This is a genomic window from Egbenema bharatensis FJBBOT/2019 (genome assembly GCF_048077055.1).
Taxonomy (GTDB): Bacteria; Cyanobacteriota; Cyanobacteriia; order Elainellales; family Elainellaceae; genus Egbenema; species Egbenema bharatensis.
In genome coordinates this window covers 382,710-388,409 of record NZ_CP182236.1, presented here as the reverse complement: position 1 = coordinate 388,409, position 5,700 = coordinate 382,710, and the positions used below count along the sequence as shown (strand labels likewise).

The following is a 5,700-nucleotide window of genomic DNA, read 5'->3' as shown; positions in this document are numbered from 1 at the left end:
TCAAGGTGGGCATGAGTTTAGCAACTGTAGAGCGGGCATCTTGCCCGCACAGGTTTTCAGCCTGCACTACGATCGCGCAGACTGGAAGCTTGCACTACGGAAGGTGGGTTGTTGCTGGCGAGGTTCACTGGACTTTAGTGTATTTCCAGCCGAGATGCTCTAGAATCTCAGTGGAGTGTTCGTTTCAAGTTAGCGCATTAGCGTTGTGTTACTTCTCTAGACTTTATTTTTAGGTTTGCAGCCCACTTTCACGCAAATCAAGTATTTACGATGATACAAACTTACTTTTCCGAGGAGGAGTGGCTCATGCTGCTCCAGGCTCCAATGCAAGCCATTGTGGCTTTAACGTTAGCCGACAAGACGGATCCAGTTTCCTTCCTCAAGGAGTCCCAGGCAGGGATCCAGATTTTGGCAGCCGAACAACAGCGCGAAGATATTAGGAATGACCTGATTCGAGCGGTGGTGGAAGCCTTAAATGCGATCGATCAGCAAGACCCCTTGCAAGGCGATGAATTGCTGATCAAAAAACACATGCAGATGCTACAGCAGATTCAGAGTTTGAAAAATGCGGCAGAGGGACTCCAAAATGCCCTGACGCATTTCAATCAGATCAGCACGATTCTGGATCAGAAAGTGCCCACGGCCCAGGCTGCTGAACTCAAAACCTGGCTGCTATCGATCGCTCAGCAGGTTGCAGAAGCGGTCAGAGAGAAGGGCTTGTTTGGCGTTGGGATCAGCGATGCAGAAGCTTCTACGCTGAGAAAGATAGAAAAAGCGTTGGATTTTAAGGCGTAGATCTTGCCAGTCCCCTGACCCCTGATACATTCCTAGTTGTTGTGTTCAGGTAAATACATCAATGGTTGGATTTTTAATTTCCATAGTCGTGTTAGCGATTAGCTTGCTGATTATTTCCAAATTGCCCCTTGGCATAGATGTGGACAATCCAGTAATTGCCCTGATTGCTGGTGGGATCATTGGAGCCTTTAACGGCATCTGGGGCTTGTTCCCGGACTGGTTCAGAGCCACAACTACCATCGTCAGCCTGGGTTTAATTCCCCTGATTGGTAGCATTATCGTGTTTGGATTAACAGCCTGGCTGATTCAAGGGTTCCGGCTCCGCTGGGGAATTGGTAGTGCCATTATTGGCGCGATCGCCCTCAGCATTATTAATTCGATTTTGATTACAATTCTGCGATCGGTTGGTTTGGTTGCTGTCTAGAATCTATGTTCCTGGAATGGCGCATCAAAGCGTCCCATAGAACATTATCCCTCTAGCTGTTAGAAACCTTAAGGATCGCGGATTCAATAACCTGTATCCTCATTCTGCTCCGTTGACTGGGTGGGTAAGATGCTATCCCATCAAAAAAACAGGTTATTTCATTCATTTTCCTGACCGTTACAAGTTTATTTACTAAAGTTCACCCTCCATATTTGATCACGTTCAGCAAGACAGGCTCCGATCCCCTTCAACCTGCGTTGGTTTGTATCTCTCATGTCACCCTGATAGCCGTGCTAGTGGATGTATTGAGCAAAACTCATCCGCAAGTCGGTTGTCAGGCATGATAGGTGAGTCAGTTTAATAAAGCTATGTGAACTTCGATTACAGGAGACATTCAATGGCGGATCTCATTGCAATTGCTTATGATGATGCCTACAAGGCTGAGGAAGTGAGACTGGCGTTAGTCAAGCTTCAGAAAGAGCATTTGATTGAACTGGAAGATGCGGCTGTGGTGGTTAAAGATGCTGAAGGAAAGGTCAAGTTGAAGCAAGCCGTTGACTTAACGGCTGCTGGTGCAACCAGTGGCGGCTTCTGGGGATTACTGATTGGAACTTTGTTCCTCAATCCCCTTTTAGGAGCTGCTGTGGGTGCGGCTGCCGGAGGTATCAGTGGAGCTTTGACGGACCTTGGAGTGGAAGACAAGTTTATGAAGGATCTGGGTCAAACCTTTGAGCCCGGCACCTCAGCCCTGTTTGTCCTGGTTCGTAAGGTCACGCCTGATAAAGTTTTAGATGAAATCGCGCCCTATGGTGGAACGGTATTGCGAACTTCCCTGAGCAAAGATCAGGAGACTCAGTTGCAAGAAGTGTTGAATAACCGTGGGATTGCCGCTCAGTCTGTCAATCCTGCCTAAGCGGTGTTTTAAGGGAGGTTTGCTGGTTTGAGGTCGTTCTACCTGACCTGGTTCTGCCTGATTCTGGCTAAAACCTCCTCCGTTTCCCGCACATCTGGTATCATGCCGAGTTGCTCAAAACTTTGTTTCGCTTCGGTGGCCCAGTGCAGCGCAATCGCCCAGTTGCCACGGGCTTCTTCTAAACGGGCTAGCGATCGTTTACAGAAAGCAGCTCGGCATTCATCCTGATTGGCTTCTGCAACCTGCAAGCCTTCATTCAGTAACTGCTGGGCTTCGGTCAGTTCATCCTGCTGGATTGCGATGTCTGCCAACCAGTTTTTTGCTAGAAAAAAGGCTCGTTGCCAGTTCAGCATCTGGGCGGGTTGAAGTACCTGCTGAAAAGAGTCACTGGCGCGATCGTAGTCTTTGACTTTGTACGCGATTTTGCCTTCATAGTAATGTACCTGTAACCATTGCCGTTGCAGGGTGGGTTGATCCAGTTGCACTGTATTTAACAAAGTTTTTGTGCGTTTCAACCAGCGTCTTGCTGAATCAAACTGCTGTCGTTCAATCTGCAAGACCGCCATGTGAATGGTTAAGTTGACTTGAAAATTCAGATCGCTATGATGCCGCAGCCGCCAAATTCGGGCATACACACTATGCGCCTGCTTCAACTGTTTAGGTTGTCCCAAAAGGGTGAGCGTCCAGCCGCGATCGAGCATCACTTCCAGCAGGGTTGCCCAATCCTGTTGCTGTTCGGCGGCTTGAACTAACCAATCTGCCCAATCCAGGCGGGTATCCCAATAGGACAACCGATTGCCCCGATAGCCCTGCGCATGGGTATAGCAGCGAATCGCTTGCCAAAATTGCCGCACTGCTTCATAACGGTTTTTAGCAATACACCATTCGATCGCCTCATGCAGGTTTTCCCATTCCGGCTCCAGCAAGCTGTAATCATGCCATTCTTTCCAATCTTTGCCGCCATGAAGTTCGGCAAAACCAAGATACCAATTCATCCAACGTTCCCGCGCTGCCTGCTCAAACTCGGAACGGGCAACCAGTTCACCGTGGGCCAGTTCTTTGGTTAGGGAGAGCATCCAGTAGCGTTCCTGATGGTGCTTGACCAGGGAAAGTTGTTGCAGTTGGGCCAGCCCATCCAGGGTGTGCTGCAAGTCTGGACTATCAGCCACTTCGGCGATCGCAGCTTCCGTGGCAGACTGGCTAAACAGGGACAGAGCCATCAGCAAGCGATGGGCAGTACTTCCTCGCAGCCTGACTACCGTACTTTCAAAGTAAAAGCGAACATAATCCCCCTGGCTGGTGACTAAGCGATCGGGCACGTTTTTTAGCGGATAGCCAGCGGCAAGTTGACCAACGGCATAGACGATCGCAGCGGGAATACCGTTGGTGCAGGCATAGAGCGTTTGGGACTCTGTGGTATTCAGTGACACTTGCTTAGTTTGTACGTGGTGCTGAATTAGTTGAATTCCCTCTGGTTCAGGCAGGGGTTCCAGGCGCAGGGTTTGAAAGGGGGTTTGCTGCCGACTGGTGATCAAGCACTTCACCGTTGCAGGCAGGTCATACAAAAACGCCAGGATGTTGGAATAATCTTCTACAGCTTCTAAATTATCAACAATCAACAGGGTACGCTGCCGGGAGAGTAAATCCCGAATTCGATCGATTTGTTCCGTTCGATCGGTGAGCAGCAGATCCGGTTGCCGAAAAACGCGAGCAATGGTTTGAAACAAGTCTGACAAGGTGCGATCGGGAGTTAATCGAGGCAAAATCCCGTGGGGAGTCAGGCGTTGCTGTTTGGCAGAGGCAAAAATGAAAGCATCAAAAACGGGTTTAGGCAGTTTGGGATCTGGCTGGTTTGAGGGTTGAGGGTGAGTAGATGATTGCTGAGATAGCTGAAGGCAGTAATGCGCGGCTGCCAGCACCAGCGTTGTTTTGCCCATCCCACCCATTCCTTCCACACTAATGCAGTGAATGGGATTGCTGTAGGAGAGCATTTCCAGCAGTTGATGAAATTCTGGCTCCCGCCCAATGAGAATTGTAAAATCTTGAATCGGCAAATTTTGCAGGGTTAACTGGAACTGAGGTGTCTCTCCCTGGGCAGGCTCTGGTCGATCGCCAGGAGATGAACCCAGTTCAGACAGTCGCTCTAACCCTCGATCGCCTGGGGAGTTGGAATCCCTGACTCGGTTGGAATCAAAAGGCTGAGGTGGAACGGATCGCTCCTCTGCCTCAGATAGCCGGGACAAGCGATAGCCCGATCGCTCCAACATTACTGGAACGTCTCGCCAATTTTTTACGGATTGCTGGGTTAAGCTAGCGATATATCGATATAGTCCCCTTGACAAATCCACTCGTAAACCTTGGGGCTGCCGGTGCAACACTTCGGCAATCCGATTCGGGGCGGCTCCCCATAGTAATCCCTGAAGGCAGGTTTGCTCAGTTGAAGTCAGGTTACGCTGCTTAATCGTTGCTAAGTCGGCATAGAGCCGAGGTAGATCCCAGAGTCGCTCGACACCTGAAAAGGGTGTTTCTGCGGAGTGAGACAACGGCATGATGAGGCTTCGATCCGCAATTTTACATTTGTTAACACAAAGTCCTAACAGTTGTTAGGTGCCACCACTGACATAGACGGACTATGCTGGTGTCATCAGCGGACGAACAACAAGCTAAAAACTACTCTCGTCAAGCTTTCCAGAGATTAGGTGAGTACAGGCACTTGATCTCTGGATTTTCCAAATACGATTTTTCAAATATTTGTAGCAGCGTTAGGAACGCAGTGCAATACATCAGTCCCTCTAAAGTTTAATGAATTGGGTGAACGGCTGAGTGATTAGTAGCCTATTGGGTTATTTAAATTTTTAAAGCAGAGCCAGGCAGTAACCATTAAGTTTCGAGTGCTTTTTTCTTTTATCGAGGTTTTTCAAAGCCTGGCTTAACTAAGTCAGCCAATCAGATCAGCCAGATCAGCTATACAGATTGGTTAAAACGTTGCCCGCTGCGGTAGTGAATAGGTTCATCCAAGCAAAGCCCCCTGCTGGAACCAGTTCCATGAACGCCACCTGGATCCTACCGCAGCATCCCTCAAGCAAAGGAACGATTGATCCCTTGATCACTGGCTTGGTCTAGTTGGGTTTTTCCTGCGGGGTCAGGGGCAGGATGGGGGAATCTGCGAGCCGGGTGCCGATGGGGGGATAATAGAGGGCAAGTTATTGATTGTCCATTAGGGGTGATGAGGGGTATGGAAACGGCAGCTTGGATGGATTGGTTGGTGGGCGGATTGGCGATCGCCATCTTGCTAGGAGGGATGGTGATGCTGTTTAAGGGCATTTCTGCCATTAAGTGAGTTGGGCAAAAACTAAAATACTTCATTTTCCTTGCCAACCCACCATTCGCCCAGGTTCATCAGGTCATGGTGAATATCAGCCAGGGCGCGTTCATATTCTCCGGGAGCAAGGGTATCACGCTCTTCTTCCAGCTTTTTCAATCGAAGTTGGGTCAATAGCCAGGGTTTGAATGTGCCATTGGTGGCTTCGATGTATTGAGCTAAGTCTTTACTATTCATAGCTATTCG

Annotated in this window: 6 protein-coding genes; 4 read left to right on the top strand and 2 right to left on the bottom strand. The window is 49.2% G+C overall.

All coding sequences use genetic code 11. The features are described from left to right. The first annotated feature begins 270 nt into the window (after window positions 1-270). The 3 genes from ACM1PF_RS01835 to ACM1PF_RS01825 all read left to right on the top strand — a co-directional run bounded on the left by ACM1PF_RS01835 (window position 271) and on the right by ACM1PF_RS01825 (window position 2,132). Window positions 271-795 carry a hypothetical protein gene (locus ACM1PF_RS01835; protein ID WP_416671880.1) on the top strand — a complete coding sequence of 175 codons (525 nt, stop codon included), beginning with the start codon at window positions 271-273 and terminating at the stop codon, window positions 793-795. 61 nt (window positions 796-856) lie between these two features. Further along, window positions 857-1,219: a phage holin family protein gene (locus tag ACM1PF_RS01830; RefSeq protein WP_416671878.1), complete on the top strand. Its 363-nt coding sequence runs from the start codon at window positions 857-859 to the stop codon at window positions 1,217-1,219. Between the two features lie 397 nt (window positions 1,220-1,616). After that, window positions 1,617-2,132: a DUF1269 domain-containing protein gene (locus tag ACM1PF_RS01825; RefSeq protein WP_416671876.1), complete on the top strand. Its 516-nt coding sequence runs from the start codon at window positions 1,617-1,619 to the stop codon at window positions 2,130-2,132. 38 nt (window positions 2,133-2,170) lie between these two features. Here the strand turns inward: ACM1PF_RS01825 and ACM1PF_RS01820 are convergent, their stop codons facing one another. Beyond that, the gene (locus tag ACM1PF_RS01820) at window positions 2,171-4,681 is read right to left on the bottom strand and encodes an NB-ARC domain-containing protein (protein WP_416671874.1); all 2,511 of its coding nucleotides are present in this window, start codon (window positions 4,679-4,681) and stop codon (window positions 2,171-2,173) included. A gap of 686 nt (window positions 4,682-5,367) precedes the next feature. Between ACM1PF_RS01820 and ACM1PF_RS01815 the strand changes: the two genes are divergently transcribed. Further along, window positions 5,368-5,472 (top strand): NAD synthetase, encoded by a 105-nt coding sequence (locus ACM1PF_RS01815; RefSeq protein WP_416671872.1) that lies wholly within the window; start codon window positions 5,368-5,370, stop codon window positions 5,470-5,472. Between the two features lie 12 nt (window positions 5,473-5,484). On the opposite strand, the gene ACM1PF_RS01810 is transcribed toward ACM1PF_RS01815, so the two are convergent. After that, a complete protein-coding gene (locus ACM1PF_RS01810; RefSeq protein WP_416671871.1) occupies window positions 5,485-5,691 on the bottom strand; it encodes a hypothetical protein in 207 nt (68 codons plus the stop codon). Between the last annotated feature and the right edge of the window lie 9 nt (window positions 5,692-5,700).

Excerpts from the sequence above, each read along its gene's own strand:
- ACM1PF_RS01830 (WP_416671878.1), top strand. The coding sequence starts at position 857 with ATGGTTGGATTTTTAATTTCCATAGTCGTGTTAGCGATTAGCTTGCTG.
- ACM1PF_RS01825 (WP_416671876.1), top strand. The coding sequence starts at position 1,617 with ATGGCGGATCTCATTGCAATTGCTTATGATGATGCCTACAAGGCTGAG.
- ACM1PF_RS01835 (WP_416671880.1), top strand. The coding sequence starts at position 271 with ATGATACAAACTTACTTTTCCGAGGAGGAGTGGCTCATGCTGCTCCAG.
- ACM1PF_RS01810 (WP_416671871.1), bottom strand. The coding sequence starts at position 5,691 with ATGAATAGTAAAGACTTAGCTCAATACATCGAAGCCACCAATGGCACA.
- ACM1PF_RS01820 (WP_416671874.1), bottom strand. The coding sequence starts at position 4,681 with ATGCCGTTGTCTCACTCCGCAGAAACACCCTTTTCAGGTGTCGAGCGA.
- ACM1PF_RS01815 (WP_416671872.1), top strand. The coding sequence starts at position 5,368 with ATGGAAACGGCAGCTTGGATGGATTGGTTGGTGGGCGGATTGGCGATC.